General features: G+C 65.4%; 7 protein-coding genes. All 7 read right to left on the bottom strand.

The genetic code is table 11. The features are described from left to right. Positions 1 to 37: 37 nt before the first annotated feature. The 7 genes from ACQY8M_RS28345 to ACQY8M_RS28315 all read right to left on the bottom strand — a co-directional run bounded on the left by ACQY8M_RS28345 (position 38) and on the right by ACQY8M_RS28315 (position 20356). Positions 38 to 2695: a hypothetical protein gene (locus tag ACQY8M_RS28345; protein WP_428662923.1), complete on the bottom strand. Its 2658-nt coding sequence runs from the start codon at positions 2693 to 2695 to the stop codon at positions 38 to 40. A 576-nt stretch (positions 2696 to 3271) separates the two neighbouring features. Then, positions 3272 to 13972: a DUF4082 domain-containing protein gene (locus tag ACQY8M_RS28340; protein WP_428662920.1), complete on the bottom strand. Its 10701-nt coding sequence runs from the start codon at positions 13970 to 13972 to the stop codon at positions 3272 to 3274. A gap of 364 nt (positions 13973 to 14336) precedes the next feature. Next, the gene (locus ACQY8M_RS28335; protein WP_428675518.1) at positions 14337 to 15566 is read right to left on the bottom strand and encodes a GTP-binding protein; all 1230 of its coding nucleotides are present in this window, start codon (positions 15564 to 15566) and stop codon (positions 14337 to 14339) included. A gap of 83 nt (positions 15567 to 15649) precedes the next feature. Beyond that, positions 15650 to 16711 carry an NAD-dependent epimerase gene (locus tag ACQY8M_RS28330; protein WP_428662917.1) on the bottom strand — a complete coding sequence of 354 codons (1062 nt, stop codon included), beginning with the start codon at positions 16709 to 16711 and terminating at the stop codon, positions 15650 to 15652. 14 nt (positions 16712 to 16725) lie between these two features. Next, entirely contained in the window at positions 16726 to 16926 is a 201-nt protein-coding gene (locus ACQY8M_RS28325) for a hypothetical protein (RefSeq protein WP_428662914.1), read from the bottom strand. Positions 16927 to 17556: 630 nt separating this feature from the next. Continuing rightward, a complete protein-coding gene (locus ACQY8M_RS28320) occupies positions 17557 to 18918 on the bottom strand; it encodes an MBL fold metallo-hydrolase (RefSeq protein WP_428662911.1) in 1362 nt (453 codons plus the stop codon). Between the two features lie 496 nt (positions 18919 to 19414). Next, on the bottom strand, positions 19415 to 20356 hold the full coding sequence (locus tag ACQY8M_RS28315; protein WP_428662908.1) for a hypothetical protein: 942 nt from the start codon (positions 20354 to 20356) through the stop codon (positions 19415 to 19417). Between the last annotated feature and the right edge of the window lie 27 nt (positions 20357 to 20383).

The raw sequence follows: 20383 nt of genomic DNA, 5'->3' as shown, positions 1-20383 counted from the left end.
CATCATTGATCGCTCTCCCATCGCCCGTTCGTGCCGTCTATCGGGCTCCCATCCGTTGCTGCAATGCCTCCAGCCGGAGCTTGGCCTCGCCGACACCGCCAGCGAGCGCCTTGCGGTAGAGTTCGCGTGCCTTGGCGACGTCGCTCTGGGTGCCGAAGGTCTGTCGCGCCGACAGGAGTAATGGGTCATATGTCTCCGCCAGCCAGAACAGCGCCTCTGTGCTGCCCATCTCTGCCGCCTGGTCGAGCATGTTCCGCGCGGCGCCGATATTGCCCTGCTCCAGCAACAGGCTGGCGCGCGCGATCAGGCGGATGGCTTGCGGATCGCCTGGCTCAGGGCCCACTGCCGGCTTCGCCGTTGCTTGCGGTGCCGAAGGTGGAGCAGCTGAGGGTTGCTGGACGGTAGACGACGCTGCCGACGGCAAGCGGCTGCTGCGTCCCGCCGTGCCTTCCCGGATGGTCGCCAGTTGCTGCTCTGCGCGCTGGGTCCGAGTGCGCTCCGCGTCGAGGGATTCTCGGGCAACCGCGGCGTCCGATCTTGCCTTCTGCAACTCGCTTCGCATCGCTGCCAACTGATTGTCCTGGGCAACAGCTTCGACGGCCTTTGCTTTCGCCTGCTTCTCCAGGCTTGACCTTGCCTCGGTAAGCTCGGCGGCGAGCTTCTCTGTCTTGTCCCGTTCCTGCTGCAGCGCGCGGCGCTGCTCGTCGGTGCTGCGCTCCGCAGCCTCTTTCACGCCCGCGATCTGGTCCTTCGCCGAACGCGCCGTGGACAGGTGGGACTCGACTTCCCGTCGGGCCGCCGCCAATTCAGTGCCGAGCTTCTCGGCTCTGGCTTGCGCGTCGCGCAGGGCCTGGCTTTGCCCGTCGGCGCTTCGCTTGCTCGTCTCGACCGTCCGCCGGGCCTCATCGCGTGCGGCCTGCGCCGCCTTTGCCTGTGCCTCGGCCTCCTGTTGCGCGGCCACCAGCTCGACCGCGAGCTTCTCGGCCTTGGCTTGCGCGTCGCGGAGGGCTTGGCCTTGCTCGTCGGCGCCTCGCTTGCTCGTCTCGACCGTCCGCCGGGCCTCATCGCGTGCGGCCTGCGCCGCCTTTGCCTGTGCCTCGGCCTCCTGTTGCGCGGCCACCGGCTCGACCGCGAGCTTCTCGGCCTTGGCTTGCGCGTCGCGGAGGGCCTGGCCTTGCTCGTCGGCGCCCCGCTTGTTCGTCTCGAGTGCGCGCCGGGCTTCATCTTGTGCGGTCTGCACCGCCGCCGTCTGCGCCTCGGTCTCCTGTCGCGCTGCTACCAGTTCTGCCGCGAGCTTCTCGGCCTTGTCTTGCGCGTCGCGGAGGGCCTGGCCTTGCTCGTCGGCGCCCCGCTTGTTGGTCTCGAGTGCGCGCCGGGCTTCATCTTGCGCGGTCCGCACCGCTGCTGTCTGCGCCTCGGCCTCCTGTCGCGCTGCCACCAGCTCGGCCGCGAGCTTCTCGGCCTTGGCTTGCACGTCGCGCAGGGCCTGGCCTTGCTCGTCGGCGGCTCGTTTGGTCGTCTCAACCGCGCGCCGGGCCTCATCGCTCGCGGTCCGCGCCGCCGCTGTCTTGGCCTCGATCTCCAGCCGCGCGGCAGCCAGTTCACCGGCAAGCTTTTCAGCCTTGTCTTGTGCCTGCCGCAGCTCGGTCGTGGTCCGTGCGCTCGCCTCCTTCAGCCGCGTGGCCTCGTCACTTGCCGAGCGCAACATCGCGGCCCGTGACTCTCCTTCGCGCCGTGCTGCAGCAAGCTCGACGCGAAGCTTCTCGGCCTTGTCTCGCTCCTGCTTCAGGGCGGCTTGCTCGGTTGTACGTACGTTTGCCTGTGCGGACTTGTCTTCCTGCTGCTTCAGCGCCTGGCGCAGTTCGCCGGTGAGGCGCTCCGTTTCTGCCTCCGCACGCGCGGCTTGATCGATCGCCTTCTGGGCAAGTGAGGCTTGGGTGGCGGTGTCGCGTTGCGCCTCCGTGAGTTCGCCGGCAAGTTTGCCGGCCTTGGCGAGCTCTGCCTGAAGTGCCTGACGCAGTTGCTCGATGGTATGCTGACCGGCCTCTCTCTCCCGACTTGCCGCTTCGCCTGCCGAGCGGAGCAATACAACCTGCGACTCCGCTTCTCGCCGCGCCGCCGTCGCATCGCTTGCGAGCTTCGTGGCCCGTTCCATTTCCTCTCGATGCGTGTGCTTCAAGCCCGTCGCGTTCTCCGATTCTGCCGTCCACGGGAGGCGGAGCGCGCCGAGATCATCGTGATAGAGCAGGGGCCCGACCGCCACGCCGGCGAGCAAGCCGGCTGCCATCGTCAGGATGCTGCCTCGCTTACGAACGATCCAGCCGGCGGCAAGCCCGGCCCCGGTGTTTGGGGGATCCCCTTGCATCGCGTCACGCGATGGCTGCGCGGTCAGGCCGCCGGGAGCACTCCGGGAAATGCGCGGGTCCGCGAGCGGCTTGCTCTTGTCGACCGCCGCCACGGTGGTTTGGGGCAGATGCCAATGTGTCGCGTTGAGTTGAATAGGTGCGTCGTCATCATCGAGCCATTGTGCGGCTTCGGCCGACCAGCGCGCGACCGCATAGGTGCCACTTGCGTCATCCTCCAGGATGACGAAGACGCCATTCCTCGGGGCGGTATCGATTGCCTTGCGCATGAATCCCCAGCGCTGGAACGAGCGGTAGCCGAGAAAGATCGCTGCCCATGCAGCGTCGGCCAACCTTCATACCCTACGCCATCGGAGTGGCGCTCACGCCAGGGCTTTGTAGGTAGTTCTTTTGGCGCAGCAGCAGGTTGGGGACCTGATTCATCCAGTGAACCCGAGCAGGACGTTGCCGACGTGGTCGCAGTTGTCGAGCGCATCCACGATACCGGCCGGTATAGGGCGACGTACTGCAGGGGGATACGGGCGCGGATCTGGGGGCTTTGCGAGAAATAACAGAATTTGCTGGAAGGGCTGACCTAGCTGATCGCGTCGGCGACCCGCAAGCGGCGCTGTTGTGGGTGAGCCGCAGCCAGCGACATCTGGCCGGGCAATTGGCCGTGCGGGGCAAATGGGGGATGGGTCAGCGTCGACCTCGATCACGACACCGCCGTCTTCGCCACCGACGTCGTCGCCTTGGCAAGTTCCGACATCATCGTTCGCTCTTCGTTGTTTCGCGTCGGCCGCGAAATAGTGCAGAGACGCCAGCCGCGATCATCATGAAGCCCATGCTCCACCGCCGCTAACCCAATCGGGCACGACGGCGGCCGAAGACGAAATCTTCGGCCGCCGAGCCGAGCGACATGACGCCGGTCAGGACACCACGGTGAAGTTGTTGTTGCTGAGGGAGACCGTGCCGTTGAGGTGCGCAAACTGCACGGCGGCATAGGTCGATCCTGTGCCGTCGCGATCGTAGTACAGGTTGCCGTTCGCCGAGTTGTAGATGATGCGATCGCTCGAATCCTGGGCGGCCGCGCCCGCGAAGAACGCTGACGCCGAGAGCGTGCCCGTGTTGAGGGCGGTGAAGATGCTCTGGTCGAGCCTTATTGTGTCGTTCGACGAACTGAAGTCCGCGATCGTGTCGATGTTGCCGGTCAGCGCCGAGTCGAACACGAATGTGTCCTGGCCGCCGCCGCCGGTCAGCGTGTCGTTGCCCGACCCACCGTTCAGCGTGTTGGCATTGCCGTCGCCGGTCAGCGTGTCGTTGAAGTTGCTGCCCGTCAGGTTCTCGATCGAGATCAGCGTGTCGGTTCCCGGGCTGCCGGTGTTCTGCGGCCCGGAGATCGCCAGGCTCACCGTCACCGCCGAAGTCGCGGACCCGTAGGATGCCGTATCGGTCCCGGAGCCGCCGTCGAGCGTGTCGTTGCCGAGGCCGCCGGTCAGCGTGTCGTTGCCCGACCCGCCGCTCAGCGTGTTGGCATTGCCGTCGCCGGTCAGCGTGTCGTTGAAACTGCTGCCAGACAGGTTCTCGATCGCGATCAGCGTGTCGGTTCCCGCGCCGCCGGTATTCTGGCTCCCGGAGACCGCCAGGCTCACCGTCACCGCCGAAGACGCGGAGCCGTAGGAGGCAGTGTCGGTGCCGCCGCCACCATTCAGCGTGTCGTTTCCGGCGCCGCCCTCCAGCGTATTGGCGTTGCCGTTGCCGGTCAGCGTGTCGCTGGAGCTGCCGCCCGTGAGGTTCTCGATCCCGATCAGCGTGTCGGTCCCCGCGCCGCCGGTATTCTGCGCCCCCGAGACCGCCAGGCTCACCGTCACTCCCGAAGACGCGGAGCCGTAGGATGCCGTGTCGGTCCCATCGCCGCCGTCGAGCGTGTCGTTGCCGAGGCCGCCGGTCAGCGTGTCGTCGCCGTCGCCGCCGCTCAGCGTGTTGGCATTGCTATCGCCGGTCAGCGTGTCGTCGAAGTCGCTGCCCATCAGGTTCTCGAGCCCGACCAGCGTGTCGTTCCCCGCACCGCCGGTATTCTGCGACGAGGTGAGGGCCAGGCTCACTGTCACCGCCGAGGTCGCGGAGCCGTAGGATGCCGTGTCGGTCCCGATGTCGCCGTTCAGCGTGTCGTTGCCGGCGCCGCCATCCAGCGTGTCGTTGCCGGCGTCGCCGTCCAGCGAGTCGTTTCCGGCGCCACCGCTCAGCGTGTCGTTGTCCGACCCGCCGCTCAGCGTGTTGGCGTTGCCGTCGCCGGTCAGCGTGTCGTTGAAGTTGCTGCCCGTCAGGTTCTCGATCGAGATCAGCGTGTCAGTTCCCGCGCTGCCGGTATTCTGCGCCCCGGAGACCGCCAGGCTCACCGTCACCCCCGCAGTCGCCGAGCCGTAGGATGCCGTGTCGGTCCCGGAGCCGCCGTCGAGCGTGTCGTTGCCGAGGCCGCCGGTCAGCGTGTCGTTGCCCGACCCGCCGCTCAGCGTGTTGGCATTGCCGTCGCCGGTCAGCGTGTCGCTGGAGTCGCTGCCCGTCAGGTTCTCGATCCCGACCAGCGTGTCGGTTCCCGCGCCGCCGGTATTCTGGCTCCCGGAGACCGCCAGGCTCACCGTCACCGCCGAAGACGCGGAGCCGTAGGAGGCAGTGTCGGTGCCGCCGCCACCATTCAGCGTGTCGTTTCCGGCGCCGCCCTCCAGCGTATTGGCGTTGCCGTTGCCGGTCAGCGTGTCGCTGGAGCTGCCGCCCGTGAGGTTCTCGATCCCGATCAGCGTGTCGGTCCCCGCGCCGCCGGTATTCTGCGCCCCCGAGACCGCCAGGCTCACCGTCACTCCCGAAGACGCGGAGCCGTAGGATGCCGTGTCGGTCCCATCGCCGCCGTCCAGCGTGTCGTTGCCGAGGCCGCCGGTCAGCGTGTCGTCGCCGTCGCCGCCGCTCAGCGTGTTGGCATTGCTATCGCCGGTCAGCGTGTCGTTGAAGTCGCTGCCCATCAGGTTCTCGAGCCCGACCAGCGTGTCGTTCCCCGCGCCGCCGGTATTCTGCGACGAGGTGAGGGCCAGGCTGACCGTCACCGCCGCAGTCGCGGAGCTGTAGGATACCGTGTCGGTCCCGGAGCCGCCGTCGAGCGTGTCGTTGCCGGCACCGCCGTCCAGCGTGTCGTTGCCCAACCCGCCGCTCAGCGTGTTGGCATTGCCGTCGCCGGTCAGCGTGTCGTTGAAGTTGCTGCCCGTCAGGTTCTCGATCGAGATCAGCGTGTCGGTTCCCGCGCTGCCGGTATTCTGCGGCCCGGAGATCGCCAGGCTCACCGTCACCGCCGAAGACGCGGAGCCGTAGGATGCCGTGTCGGTGCCGGAGCCGCCGTCGAGCGTGTCGTCGCCGAGGCCGCCGGTCAGCGTGTCGTTGCCCGACCCGCCGCTCAGCGTGTTGGCATTGCCGTCGCCGGTCAGCGTGTCGTTGAAGCTGCTGCCGGTCAGGTTCTCGATCGCGATCAGCGTGTCGGTTCCCGCGCCGCCGGTATTCTGGCTCCCGGAGACCGCCAGGCTCACCGTCACCGCCGAAGACGCGGAGCCGTAGGAGGCAGTGTCGGTCCCGCCGCCACCATTCAGCGTGTCGTTTCCGGCACCGCCCTCCAGCGTATTGGCGTTGCCGTCGCCGGTCAGCGTGTCGTTGGCGCTACCGCCCGTCAGGTTCTCGATCCCGACCAGCGTGTCCGTTCCCGCGCCTCCGGTTGCCTGCGCCGTGGTGACCGCCAGGCTCACCGTCACCGCCGTCGTCGCAGAAGCGTAGGAGGCCGTGTCGGTCCCGGAGCCGCCGTCAAGCAGGTCGTTGCCGGCACCGCCAGCCAGCGTGTCGTTGCCGTCGCCGCCGGTCAGCGTGTTGGCATTGCCGTCGCCGGTCAGTGTGTCGCCGAAGTCGCTGCCCGTCAGGTTCTCGATCGCGGATAGCGTGTCGGTGCCCGCGCCACCGGTCGCCTGCGCCGTGGTGACAGCCAAGCTCACCGTCACCGCCGCCGTCGCGGAGGCGTAGGAGGCGGTGTCTGTCCCGGTGCTGCCGTTCAGCGTGTCGTTGCCGGCGCCGCCGTCCAGCGTGTCGTCGCCGAGGCCGCCGTTCAGCGTGTCATTGCCCGCCCCGCCGACCAGCGTGTTGGCATTGCCGTCACCGGTCAGCGTGTCGCTGAAGCCGCTGCCCGTCAGGTTCTCGATCGCGGTCAGCGTGTCGGTCCCCGCGCCGCCGGTATTCTGCGCCAAGGAGTTTGCCAGGCTCACCGTCACTGCCGAGGTCGCGGAGGCGTATGAACCCGTGTCGGTCCCGGAGCCGCCGTCCAGCGTGTCGTTGCCGGAGCCGCCGTCCAGAATGTCGTTGCCGCCATTGCCGCGAAGCGTGTCGTTGCCCGCGAGGCCGCTGATCGTATCGTTGCCTCCGCCGCCCACCAGGGTGTCGGCCGCAGAAGTGCCGGTGAGTGTCAAGTCGTCGTCACGGCCCTCGACCGTAATCGTTGCGGTGTTAGGCACGCCGTCGTTGACGCCATCGCTGATCCGGTAGCTGACGGTCAGCAGCTCGGATTCACCGGCATTGAGCGCGTCGAACTGGGTTGGGTCGAAGCTGAGCACACCGTTGGAGACGGTGAAGGCCACGCTGCGCGAGGCGTTCGACGAGGTGACGGTGACCCCCGACAGCACGGAGATCGCGTTGCCCTCGGGATCGCTGGCGCCGGCGAGCAGGTCGATCTGCACCGGGGTGGTCACGTCCTCGTTGGTGTTCGGCGCGGCGATCGGAGCGATCGTCGGTGCCTCGTTGACGTTGGTGACGGTGATCGCCAGCGCCTGGGTGACTGCCGGGGCCGTGCCGTCGCTGACGCTGACCGTGACGTCGTAGACATTGTCGGCGCCTGCGTCGGCCGGGGCCTCGAAGTTGGGAGCGGAGACGAAGCTCAGCGCGCCGGTCGTGGCGTTGACGGTGAAGAGCGCGGCATCGGCCCCACCGGCGATGGCATAGGTGAGCGTGTCGCCTTCAGCATCGGTGGCGGCGAGCGTCGTGGCGGCCAGCTGGTTCTCGGCGACCGAGGCGATGGCTGGTGAGGAGAAGGTCGGCGCGATGTTGTCGTGGCGGCCCTCGACGGTGATGGTTGCGGTGTTGGACACGGCACCATTGACGCCGTCGCCGATCTGGTAGCTGACGGTCAGCAGCTCGGTCTGGCCGGTGTCGAGCTCGCCGAACTGGGCGGGATCGAAGCTGAGCACGCCACCCGGGGAGACGGTGAAGGCCACGGTGCGGGCGGCGTTCGACGAGGTGACGGTGACCCCCGACAGCACGGAGATCGCGTTGCCCTCGGGGTCGGTGGCGCCGGCGAGCAGGTCGATCTGTACCGGGTTCGCCGCGTCCTCGTTGGTGTTCGGCGCGGCGATCGCGGCGATCGTCGGTGCCTCGTTGGTGTCGGTGACCGTGATCGCCAGCGCCTGGGTGGTCGTCGCGCCCTTGTCGTCCCTCACGCCGACCGTGATGTCGTAGACGTTGTTGGCGCCCGCGTCGGCCGGAGCCTCGAAGTCGGGAGCGGAGACGAAGCTCAGCGCGCCGGTCGCAGCGTTGACCGTGAAGCGTGCGGCGTCGACACCGCCGACGATCGCGTAGGTGAGCGGGTCGCCGTCAGGATCGGTGGCGGTGAGCGTCGCGGCCGCAACCTGGTTCTCGGTGACCGAGGCGGTACCCGCCGACGTGAAAGTCGGCTTGCGGTTGGGGTTGTCGGGGGCAAAGTTGACGTCGACCCAGTAATTCGACGCGTTGTAGCTCATGGTCGGGAAGAGCCCGGTCGCGCCGGAGTTGAAAACGCCGCTGCCCACGCCGGCGGTCAGCACGCCGTCCGGACCGGTGTGAGCGGCCGAGAAGTAGTTCCCGGTGACGGCGAAGTTCTGCGTGGTGCCGTAGGACACGACATAGGTCGCACCGGCCTCGATCGCGACCGACGTCGAAAGGGCGCCGACCTGCCAGCCGGATTCGCCCACGCCCGAGGTAACGGTGGCCGATGCGATCAAAACACCGTTAGCATGCCACAGGTTCAGGACACGCGTGTCGGCATCGTTCGCATCCGCCGCGCCGCGGAAATAACGCAGCGCGTTGATGACGCCCGAGGTGTTTGCCGTGAACCTCATGCCGAGTTCGTAGTCGGTCGGGTCGGCCGTATCGATCGTCGCCGGTGCATCGGTCGAGCCGAAGACGTTCGAATTGATCGTCTCGGCCACATCGGTGACGCTGATCGCCAGCGCCTGGGTCACGGCCGGGGCGATGCCATCGCTGACGCTGACCGTGACGTCGTAGACGTTGTTGGCGCCCGTGTCAGCCGGAGCTTCGAAATCGGGGGTGGAGACGAAGCTCAGCACGCCGGTCGAGGCATTGACGGTGAAGCGCGCGGCATCGGCGCCGCCAACGATCGCGTAGGTGAGCGTGTCGCTGTTGGTATCGGCGGCGGTGAGCGTCGCGGCGACAAGCTGGTTCTCGGCGGCCGAAGCAGTGGCCGCCGAGGTGAAGACCGGCGCGCTGTTGACGGTGGGGACAAACGTGACGTCGGCCCAGTAGTTTGCATTGTTGTAGGTCTGGGTCGGGAAGATGCCGGTCGTGTCGGAGGCGAAGACACCGCTGCCAATGCCGGCTGTCAGCAGGCCGCCAGGTCCGATGTGGGCGGTGGAGAAGTAGTTCCCGGTAACGGCGAAGTTCTGTGTGGTCCCGTAGGATACGACGTAGGTCGCGCCGGACTGGATTTCGATCGGCGCTGAGAGGGTGCCGATCTGCCAGCCCGATTCGCCTGCGGTCGAGGTGATGGTGACCGACCCGAGCCGGGTGCCGGTGGCAGTCCACAGGTTCATGACGCGCGTGTCGGTATCGTTCGCGTCCGCCGCGCCACGGAAGTAGCGAAGCTCGGTGATGGTGCCCGCAGCGTTTGCTGTAAACCTCATGCCGAGTTCGTAGTCGGTCGGGTCGGTGGTGTCGGTTGCGGCGGGCGCGTCGGTCAGGCCGAAGACGTTCGAGCCGGTGCCGTTCTCGGCAACATCGGTGACGGTGACGGTGATCGCTTGGGTCACGGCCGGCGCGATGCCGTCGCTGACCCCGACGGTCAGGTCGTAGACGTTGTCGGCGCCCGCGTCGGCCGGAGCTTCGTAGTTTGGCGAGACGACGAAGCTCAACACTCCGGTCTGGGAGTCGATGGTGAAGCGCGCGGCGTCGGCGCCGCCGGTGATCGCGTAGCTGAGCGGATCGTTGTCGGCGTCGGTCGCGGTGATCGCGCCGACGGTCAGCCGGTTCTCCGGTGAGGTCAGCGCTGCGGCCGAGGTGATAACCGGCGCCGTGTCCGGGTCGAAGGCGATGTCGACCCAGTAGTTGGTGCCGTTGAACGGGTTCGACGGCATGACCGCTGCGCCGCTGCCCTGGTAGAAAACGCCGTTGCCGCCGCCGACCCCGTCCTGGTCGACGCGCACGACTCCGTTGCGCCCCCAGAAGGAATCGTTGTCGAGGCCGTCGAAGGCCAGGTCGTTCGCCTCGACGAAATAATTGCCCGTCGCCACGTAGTTGTTGTCGGTACGGTAGGAGACGACATATTGCATCCCCGCCGTCAGGGTGACGGGCGACGACAGGGTGGCAACCTGCCAGCCTACCTGACCCACGCCCGAGGTGAAGGTCACCGTGGCAAGCAGGGTGCCGTCGGCACGCCAGAGATGGCCCTCGCGCACGTCGGTGTCGTTGGCGTCGCCGCTGCCGCGCCAGTATTTGAGCTCGGTCACGCTGCCGGAGCGGTCGACGGCGAAGCGCATGCCGAGCTCGACCGTTGTCCCCTCGTTGTACAGGACCGGTGAGCCCGGCGTGGCGTCGTTGAAGGCGCTGAAAAGTGCTTCGTTGGCGTCGGTGACGGTGATCGCCAGCGCCTTGGTCACAGCCGGGGCCGTGCCGTCGCTGACGCTGACGGTGACGTCGTAGACGTTGTCGGCGCCCACGTCGGCTGGAGCCTCGAAGTCGGGGGCGGAGACGAAGCTCAACACTCCGGTCTGGGCGTCGATGGTGAAGCGCGCGGCGTCGGCGCCGCCGGTGATCGCGTAGCTGAGTGGATCGTTGTTGGCGTCGGTCGCGGTGATCGCGCCGACGGTCAGCCGGTTCTCCGGCGAGGTCAGCGTCGCAGCCGAGGTGATGACCGGAGCCGAGTTCGGCAGCACCATGCCGGCGTCGAAGGCGATGTCGACCCAGTAGTTGGCGCCGTTGAACGAGTTCGACGGCATGACCGCTGCGCCGCTGCCTTGGTAGAAAACGCCGTTGCCGCCGCCGACCCCGTCCTGGACGACGCGCACGACTCCGCCGGGGCCCCAGAAGGAATCGTTGTCGAGGCCGTCGAAGGCCACGTCGTTCGCCTCGACAAAATAGTTGCCCGTCGCCACGTAGTTGTTGTCGGTACGGTAGGAGACGACATATTGCACTCCCGCCGTCAGGGTGACGGGTGACGACAGGGTGGCAACCTGCCAGCCTGTCTCGCCCACGCCCGAGGTGAAGGTCACCGTGGCAAGCAGGGTACCGTCGGCACGCCAGAGATGGCCCTCGCGCACGTCGGTGTCGATGGCGTCGCCGCTGCCGCGCCAGTATTTGAGCTCGGTCACGCTGCCGGCACGGTCGACGGCGAAGCGCATGCCGAGCTCGACCGTTAACCCCTCATTGTACTGGACCGGCGTGCCCGGCGTGGCGTCGTTGAAGGCGCTGAAAAGTGCTTCGTTGGCGTCGGTGACGGTGATCACCAGCGCCTTGGTCACAGCCGGGGCCCTGCCGTCGCTGACGCTGACGGTGACGTCGTAGACGTTGTTGGCGCCCACGTCGGCTGGAGCCTCGAAGTCGGGGGCGGAGACGAAGCTCAGCAAACCGGTCTGGGCGTTGATGGTGAAGCGCGCGGCGTCGGCGCCGCCGGCGATCGCGTAGGTGAGCCGGTCGAAGTCGGCGTCGGTCGCGGTGATCGCGCTGACGGTCAGCCGGTTCTCCGGCGAGGTCAGCGTCGCAGCCGAGGTGATGACCGGAGCCGAGTTCGGCGGCACGATGCCGGCGTCTAAGGCGATGTCGACCCAGTAGTTGGCGCCGTTGAACGAGTTCGACGGCATGACCGCTGCGCCGCTGCCCTGGTAGAAAACGCCGTTGCCGCCGCCGACCCCGTCCTGGTCGACGCGCACGACTCCGTTGCGCCCCCAGAAGGAATCGTTGTCGAGGCCGTCGAAGGCCACGTCGTTCGCCTCGACAAAATAGTTGTTCGTCGCCACGTAGTTGTTGTCGGTACGGTAGGAGACGACATATTGCACCCCCGCCGTCAGGGTGATGGGCGACGACAGGGTGGCAACCTGCCAGCCTACCTGACCCACGCCCGAGGTGAAGGTCACCGTGGCAAGCAGGGTACCGTCGGCACGCCAGAGATGGCCCTCGCGCACGTCGGTGTCGTTGGCGTCGCCGCTGCCGCGCCAGTATTTGAGCTCGGTCACGCTGCCGGAGCGGTCGACGGCGAAGCGCATGCCAAGCTCGACCGTTGTCCCCTCGTCGTACAGGACCGGCGAGCCCGGCGTGGCGCCGTCGAAGGCGCTGTAGGTACTCGCCGCCGTGACGATGACGGCCTTGCTGTCCGGGGTGATGTTGTAGACGTTCAGGCTGTCGTCAATTGCACGGGCCTCGATCGTGTAAGCGCCCTGCTTCGTTGGATACCAGTAGTAGCTCCAGGTGGCCCAGTTGTCGGCCGAATTTGCGACTTTCCAGGTGGCGCCGCCGTCGAGGGAAACCTCGACTGCGGCCACCTGCCCGTCGGTAGTCGACGGGTTGCCGTCATTGTCGGTCGCCGTGCCGGTGATCGTCACGACCTTGAGAGCCTCGGTCGTGTCAGGCAGCTCGTTGATCGAGGCCACCGCTGGCGTGGTGTCGGTCGACGCGCTGGCACGCTTCAGCCCCTGCGAAATCAGGAAGGCGTCGGCGACTCCCGGCTGGATCCCCATGTCGGCGAACATGTTGATCGTGAACTGCTGGAGGTCGGTATTGGCGATGTCGGCGCCGTAGGGAGAGCTGTCATGCTGGTCGCTGAGGCCCCAGCTCCAGAAAGTGGTGCCGGCGCCGAAGACCAGCGAGCCGCTCGCCGTGCGATAGAGTGACAGATTATGCGTCGCGACGCCCGGCGCGGTATTGTTGCCCTGGTCGACCAGAATGGCGTCCCAGGGCAGCGTCGTCTCGGACAGCTTGATGAGGCCTGCGGGGCGCAGGATGTCGTCAGGCGAGGTATCCCACTCGTAGCCGAGAATGCCTGGGGCAATGTCGAGCTGGCCGCCGTTGGCGATGGTAGTGTCGCGCCAGACGCGCAGGCTGGCGTAGTTCGCCGGCACGTCGAGGGCACCGCCGAACTGGCCGGTGCCGTCGGGCCCGAAGAGCTGGCCGGTGAGCTGGTTCTGGCCACAATGGCATGCCGGATTCATTCCGGTGATCGGATCCACGTCCGCGAGGTTGCCGCCGCCGGCGAGCGGGTTGCCGTGGAAGCGGGTGTCCATCCACGTCCCGGTCCAGATGTCGCTAGGATCGAGGTTGTAGTAATCGTTCGGGCCGGCGTTGGGGTCGCCGACCGCGAGCGTCTCCTTGTAGCAGACGAGGGTGCGGTATTCCGTGCCGTCCGCGCTGTAAGCGACGTCCCAGCGGGTCTTCCAGTAGCATTCGTTGCCGCTCCAGAAGAGCAGGTTCACGCCGGAATCGCGCGCTTCCTCGACGTTTGCACGCTGATCGCCCGACCAGTATTCGTCATGTCCGACCGAAATGAACGACTTGTAGTTCTTGAGGTAGTCGGCCCCGAGCCTATCGGTGTCGATGCCTGAAATGTAGGAAACGTCATAGCCCTGCTGCTCGAGCCAGTAGATCGCGGAATAGTCGGCGCCAAAAAGATAGTCCTGCGCACCCGCGTTCGTGCCGGTGCCGTCGTCGGTGATGAAGGGACGATTGTAACTGACCGCGTAGGCGCGGTCCTGCGAGTGGCTGCCGGCCCCTGGAATTGGGTCCCAGTTGATGCTGCCGTTCTGGTCGCCGTAGAGATTGGCGCCAACCACGCCGTTGTTGCCACCCCAGGCATTGTAGGCCTGCCAGGTCGTGTCGGAGGTCTGCAGGACGATGTCGTGGGTCTCGCCGTCGTTGCGCACGACGAAGGGAATCTGGTTGACGGCGCCTTCGATAGGGTCGCCGTTCTCATCGAGGCGCTGCAGGCGGGCAAGATAGACGCCGGAGACGGCATCGGCCGGCACGTTCCAGCCATCCGTCACCGACCAGTTGCCGGCGTCGACCATGCCGCGCGAGGCGTCGACGAGCGCGTCCGGCTGGACCGTGGCGTTGGTGTTCGTCCAGTCGGCGACCTCGCGGGCGCCGCTGCCGCCGTAGTAGCCAAGGCGGAAGATCTCGACCTTGTAGTCGCTCCCTGCGTCGCCGTTCACGTTGATCTTGAAGTCGACGCGGCTGCCCGCGTTGACGCTCATGTCAGTCGCGAAGCCCTCGATCTCGGTGCTGTGGGGGACATCCCAATATGACTTGTCGGCACGTCCCTCGGTGATCTGGTTTTCTTCCAGGATCCTGTTCATTTATGCCCCGCAAAACCGCGTTAATGAGAGGAAAGACTAAAAATTCCCGCCAGCGACTGCAGGATTCCTGCGGTCGACGCCTCCACTCGGGATGCTGATAGGAGGAACAATCTGCCTTGCGCTGCCCGAGCACGAAATGCCGAGCGGCCGGGGCAATCGGAGTAACCCATTTTCACCTCGGCAAACTCCGTCCTTGCGGGCGGCCGCAGCTCTCGGGAAGGTTGGGCGAGGACGAACAACGGGGCGAACGGGTCTCCCTCGTGGTCCGTACTCGTTCGGCGCCGCCGGCAATGACCGTGGGCAAGAGCAGGTGTCGCTTCGCACAGTGCGGCCGATGGCTGTCGAGGATTATGACCGACCATTCTCAGCTCGGGCTGGGATCGAGAACTTTGGGAGTGTTCGCGTAGCCGGCCAGACCGGCGTTGCGGTGCAGGCCGGGCTTCCGACCGATGGGCATCCTCGGGCGCGGAACGAGGCACGCCTCGAGGGCCGCCGTGATCGCCGCGCGATTCATGCCCTTTCCGATGAAGACGAGCTCCTGCCGGCGGTCGCCGAACGGGGCGCGCCAGTTCCCGTGGATCCGGGCGACGGCCTCGGGGATGGTCGGCCAGTCCCTCTGCGGCGTTGCCGCCCACCAGCGTCCGAGGGGACGGAGGTCAGCCAGGCCGCCGGCGACGCTGTATTCGAAGATGAGGTTGGGGTCGGTATCGGTCCAGAGCCAGCCCTTGGCACGGAGGACGCCCGGCATGGCGTTGGCGAGCACGGCCCGGACTCGTCCGGAGTCGAACGGCAGGCGGGCCCGCCACACGAAGGACTCGATGCCGTATTCCTCGGTTTCGGGGACGTGGTTCTCGTGGCCGTTCAGCTCCTGGACCCAGAGCGGGCGGGTCCGGGCCTTCTCGAAATCGAACAGACCGGTATTGAAGATGTCGGTCAGCGGGACGTCGCAGAAGTCGGTCTCGATCAGCCGCGCGCCGGGGTTGAGGCTGCGGATGATGCGGCGGGCGTCGGCCAGCCGCTCTGGACCTGCGGAGGTCACCTTGTTGAGCACGATGACGTCGGCAAATTCGATCTGGTCAACGAGGAGCTCGACCAGGGTGCGCTGATCCTGGGCGTCGCGCTGCTCGCCGCGGTCGCGCAGGAAGTCGTGGCTGGCGAAGTCGCGGGTGAGGTTGGCGGCGTCGACCACGGTCAACATCGTGTCGAGCCGGGCAACGTCGGAGAGGCTGACCCCCGCCGCGTCGCGGAAGTCGAAGGTGGCGGCGACCGGCAGCGGCTCGGAGATACCGGTCGATTCGACGATCAGGTAGTCGAAGCGGCCGTCGGCGGCGAGGCGGCGCACCTCGGTCAGGAGGTCGCCGCGCAGGGTGCAGCAAATGCAGCCGTTGCTCATCTCGACGAGCGTTTCGTCGCGGTGCAGCACCTCGGGGCCGCCGGCGCGCACGCGCTCGGCGTCGATGTTCACCTCGGACATGTCGTTGACGATGATGGCGATTCGCATCCCCACGCGGTTGCGGAGTGCATGGTTCAGGAGCGTCGTCTTGCCCGAGCCGAGGAAGCCGGACAGGACCGTGACGGGCAGGCTGGTCTGCATGGCGCTCACGCTTTCGTTTCGATCGATCCCTGACGGCTGATGCGCCACCGGGACCAGTCCGTTCACCGAGAGGGGGGACCCGCTCACTTGCTGAAGACCGCGTCGCCGACGAGCGCCGGCGGCCGGCGGGTCAGCGCGCGATAGATCTGGAACCATTCGACGAACCGGCCGATGCCGTCCGCGATCGAGGTCGCCGGCTTGAAATCGACCTCGCGCGCGAGGTCGTCGACGTCGGCATAGGTCTCCAGCACGTCCCCTGGCTGCATCGGCAGGAACTCGCACTCGGCCTTGATGCCGATCGCCTCTTCGAGCAGCCGGACGACCTCGAGCAACTCGACCGCACTGTGGTTCCCGATGTTGTAGACGCGCCATGGGGCTGCGCTCGATGCGGGGTCCGGCTTGTCGCCGCTCCAGTTCGGATCGGTTTGCGGCGTGCGGTCGATCAGCCGGATGATCGACTCCACCACGTCGTCGACATAGGTGAAGTCCCGCCGCATGCGGCCGTGGTTGAAGAGCTGGATCGGGCGTCCGCTCATGATGGCGTCGGCGAACAGCCAAGTCGCCATGTCGGGCCTGCTCCAGGGTCCGTAGACGGTGAAGAATCGCAATCCGGTCGTCGGCAGGCCGAACAGGTGCGAGTACGAATGCGCCAGCAGCTCGTTGCATTTCTTGGTGGCGCCATAGAGGTTCAGGGGATGATCGACGTTGTCGTGGACCGAATACGGCAGGCGCGTGTTGGCGCCGAACACCGACGAGGAGGAGGCATAGAGCAGGTGCCGGCATCCGTTATGCCTGCATCCTTCAAGGACGTTGGCGAATCCGACGAGGTTGGATTGCACATAGGAGTGGGGGTCCACGAGGGAATGCCGCACACCCGCCTGTGCCCCGAGATGGATAACATGGTGAAATCGGTAGCGGGCGAAGAGCGCCGCCAGGCCATTGCAATCGGCCAGATCGAGCCTGTGAAACTCAAAGCCGGGGTACATTTCCAGCTCGGCCAGGCGCGCCTCTTTCAGGGCCGGATCGTAATAGGCGTTGAGGTTGTCGAGGCCCACGACCGTATGCCCGTCCCGCAGAAGCCGGTGCGCGACGTGAAAGCCGATGAAGCCGGCCGCGCCGGTGACGAGTATTGGATTCGCGGGCATGATCGGGGCCGCTGCTATTCTTGCAACAGGGCGTCGGCGCAACGGCGCGCGACGCGACCGTGGCATATCTGGCCGGAGGCGCCGTTCCGGCCGGTGACCCGCTTGAGCGGCCGGGCCGGATTGCCGGCAGCGACCAGACCAGCCAGAACATCGCGCAGCACCACTGCGGCCATGCCGATCTCGATGATCGCATTCTCTCGCTTGATCTCGTTCATGCACGCCTCGCAACCACGCATTGCCGACGGAAAAGACCTGAATTGCTCGATGACGACCGCGGGACGTCCTGCTGTCGCCGTGACCCTCGCCCCGCGGGTAAGGGGCACTTTGCCTTACGTCTTTGATGCAGGAAATCCTTAGAAGCCCGGACATTCGGAGTAATCCCTTTTCACCCGGTGGAAACCGCTCTGTTATTCTTTCACCTGGGGTCTCTGAGAATTCGCTGTGGCTGACGATCAATCGCGAGCACGCACTGCGCGGGCCAGCGGCCGTCTTGAGGTTGGCAGGATGGGCTACACTCAAAGATGCAGAACTAGTGGTCGCGCAAGGCGCTCGCGCATTCTGCTGGGGCCGGAATGCGGCGACGAGACAAGCGGTCATCCAAAGTACGCACGGCTCTCAGCAACGGACGAAGACCAGATCAGTCGATGGCACTGCCTGTGCAGGATGTGAGGCTTCACCGCTCGTTCGCCGCGCGATCTCGTCGAGGCGCAGAGGCAGATCGGCAGCGGTCAAATGGCTATCGGTACCCGCTGAGAATCGAGCTCAAGGAACTGGCTTCCAAGGCTCTGTGTCCATTGCCACTCAGGATCGCAGCCAAGCTTAGCCCCGAGATGATTCAAGCAACCTCATCTCCGCAAGAAATCCTTCATGAACTTCTCGTAGCCGAGCCTCGCTCCCGGCGTGGTGTGAAAGATTGAATCCAGCACAACGGTTTTCGCCACACTGTACATATTCTCCCATTTCAGCCCGCCATCGGGCGTCAGGCGTTTGCCGATGTTGTTGGCGTAATAGATAAAGAAGAACACAAAAAAACGGTAGGCCGTTCGATAGTTGAAATGGGCACGGCCGTTGATCGTCAGCGTTCCGCGGCCGAATTTGCTGAGAAGCAAGAACTTCAACACCTCCGACGAGACGGCGATATCATAAGTGTCGTCCACAACGCTTGTCATGGTCCCTTCGTAAAGATCAAGGTGTACAGTCTGACCCAGGTCGGTGATCTTCACGTTGAGGTCGATGGAACTACAGCTGGTCGAACGCGCTAAGCTCAAATCGTTAGTATGCCAGATTTCTGCATGAAAACGCGCAAATTCAGCCCGCAGCTGCTCAAGTGTCAGGTGTTCCTGAGCGTGGTCGATGGGCTTGGACTTACTATGAAGCTCGGTCCAGAAGGCGAGCCCCGTCTCATTCGGAGAGCTGAAATCGGCCTCATCAAGCGCTTCCAGATGAATCACCTGATTCGGCTTGGGCAAAATCAGCTTGGTCGACGGGGCCAACTTGCTTGCGACTTCATCAGCCCAGAAGTGCGCATTCCAGTGGAAGTTCTCATCATGAGAAAAATAGACATAGGAGGCAAATAGCAAGGTGGCCTTTGGCTTGATGGTCGCGATCACCATTTCCATCCGCGCAACTACCTGTTCATGAAGGTAACGCGGGATCGCATCGTCTCCCACATTTCCTGCCCAATTGGCGTAGGAGAACTGGATCGTGAGCAGGTCAATCGGGCCGGAGTCCTTTGCGATCCGTTCGATTAGCCCGTCCAATTCTGCGCGACAATCGTTAAGGTTCAAGACCTTGAATCCGTCTGGCAGCGTAAATAACGCTGCAGAATCGTATCCGTCGGAAGTAAACACTTGGCAGGTTATGTCGCCAAAGCTAACGGTTTCCCAGTCATCGACTTCGCGGACCTCGTGTCCCTTCGCCTGAAGATAGGCGCGGACCTTGCCGTCTGGCGCTGCTTGATAGATGAACCGACTCGGCCGCTTAAGTTGCTTGAGAGTGGGAAGTGAAAAGTGGTCAGGGTGTTCATGCGAGAGCCAGATCCAGTCGAATGCGATCGTGTCGAGATCGTGACTGTCCTCGAATAGGAGGCGCCAGCCACCGTCAAAGGCGGCACCCGTGAACCAGGGATCGCAGAGAATGGTTGTTGTTGCGGACGAGATACTGATGCAACTATGGTTAAGAAAAGTAACTGTTGAAGAATGGGACATATTGCACATCTGGTTGGCCAGCTTACGTTTAGTCTATCCAGATCTACATGGATGCGGCGAAGTCCAGTCGGGCTAGTCGTACGACTTGTTAGTGGTAATTCTATTGGTGGTGCGCTCTCTGCTCGGATTTTGGCATTCATATCGACACTTGAAGCAATTGGCTCGTGCGACAGGAGTGTTGTCGTCAGTTGTCGACTGATCAATATTTTGGGTTCACGCGGGGCGAGGCGAGGGTGCGCAGCATGCTCGAAAAATGCGCGTACTGCCGCACATGTTCCATCCGCTCGGGCACAGCGCCGAGGTCTACATATTCGTCACTTTCAGGGCCTGCTGTCTGCACGCGAACTTCCGCGCCCAGCTGCGCCGGCTCACCTCAGGCCTCACGCCGTCCTCAAGAGATCGCAAATATCACGATGCGCGACGTGCACTTCGCCACCTCAGATGGCCGAATTCCGGTCCTCGCCGGCCGCCCCGCCGATCAGGGCGACACGCATCGTCAGACGAGTTCTGCTATCCCATCGGGCGTAACCGGATCGCCGCGCCATACGCGCGACGCGGCGGCTAGTCCGCCTGCCTGTAGCCGTACGACCGCTTCGGGCCCGATGTCGGACATCAGCACAGCCATGTGGCCTGTGCGTGGCGCCTGCGGCGGCCAGGCCTCGAAGCCATGCGCTGCAAGCGCCGTGCGATCGATGTCGCCCCAGATTTGCACGATCGCCGCATCCGCCGCGACCGACGCCAGCCGCGCCGCTGCCGCCGCGTCGATGCGCGGTTTAGCATGAGGGTGCAACGCGACTAACACGGCATCCCATGCGCTTTGCGGCATTGCGGTCACCTCGGTGAACACCGCAGCCTCTACGCCGTTGTTGGAGAGGCTGCGAAGTATGTATGGTCCGAAGGCATTGTCGCAGAGCAAGGCGACGCGCCCGCCATAGCAGGCGACACCAGCGTCCTGCAAAGCGTGGAGGGACAGTGGGCCGAGATAGGAGAACACGTCCACTGCTGCATGCCGCTCATTCACGGCGGCGATTCGGATGCCGCGTGCCCGGCAGGCATCGATATCGATGTCGCCCTCGCGCAGCTCCCATGCCTCGAACATCAGGGCAATCACGGCATTGCCTGGCAGGCGCGTGATCATAGCCGCATCGATCGGGCGAAGATGCCCACTGTTCGTTACGATCCCGTAGCCGGACAAATCTTGTGGCACTGCCTGCACGATGCGTACCCGCTCCGCCACGCCGGCGGCGCTGGCAAGCTCCATCACGGCATACTCTGCATCGCGCGCGCTGCCGTAGCGGCTGTCGCGAGCGAGCGCCGTGACCTGAGCGCCGGCGAGCGCAGCGATCGGTGCCGTGACGGCGTAGGCGCCGGTCGCCGCCTCGGTCAACACGGCAGTCCCCCCCAGATCGAGGCTGCATCGCTGCACCGCCTCGCGCATCAGGCGGCATATCCGGCCCGCGCTCCA

This window comes from Reyranella sp. (genome assembly GCF_965279465.1).
Classification (GTDB): Bacteria; Pseudomonadota; Alphaproteobacteria; order Reyranellales; family Reyranellaceae; genus Reyranella.
This window is presented reverse-complemented; position numbering and strand designations above follow the sequence as displayed.